Raw genomic sequence first — 667 nt, forward strand, 5'->3', positions numbered from 1 at the left:
AAAGAGCCAAACACCGAGTGATCTAGACCCAACCACCGCAACGCGGCAAAGTCACCATGACACTGAGACGCAAAAGCTAGCCGACGTTGGGATCGGTAGGCGTCCGGCCGCAATACGGTCCTGCGCAACGGTGATCCGCGGGAGATCGTCGCAGTCGGAGGTCGGAAAATGTCCTATGTATTCGCGGTGCCGGAATTCGTGACAGCGGCCGCGTCAGACCTGGCGAATGTTGCCTCGACGATCGCCTTGGCCAATGCCGCGGCCGCGGCTGCGACTTCGGCGCTGCCGGCTGCGGCGGCAGACGAGGTGTCTGTGGTCGTCGCAACGATGTTCAGCGCCCACGGTCAGGCCTATCAGGTCCTGAGCAACCAGGCGTCAGCCTTTCACCAACACTTTGTCCAGCTCTTGAATGCGGGCGCGCTGTCCTACACCACCGCCGAGGCCGATGCCGCGAGTCCGCTGCAGGAGTTGCTCGACGCGATCAACGCGCCGTTTCAGACACTGCTGGGTCGGCCACTGATCGGCGACGGGTTCGACGGCACCGACGGAACCGGCGCCAGCGGCCAAAACGGCGGTCTGCTGTGGGGCAACGGCGGGGCGGGCGTGGTGGGCGGCGGCGCGACCGTGGTAGGCGGCGGCGACGCTGTCGTCGGCGGAACCGTGGTCG

The 667-nt window shown here is 66.0% G+C and carries 1 protein-coding gene; it reads left to right on the forward strand.

The features are described from left to right. Positions 1–168: 168 nt before the first annotated feature. Positions 169–667, forward strand: a 499-nt coding sequence (locus tag A5634_RS13360; protein WP_155769531.1) for a PE family protein, incomplete at its 3' end; no start/stop codon positions are given.

Origin of the sequence: Mycobacterium asiaticum, from assembly GCF_001673365.1 — a bacterium.
Classification (GTDB): Bacteria; Actinomycetota; Actinomycetes; order Mycobacteriales; family Mycobacteriaceae; genus Mycobacterium; species Mycobacterium asiaticum_A.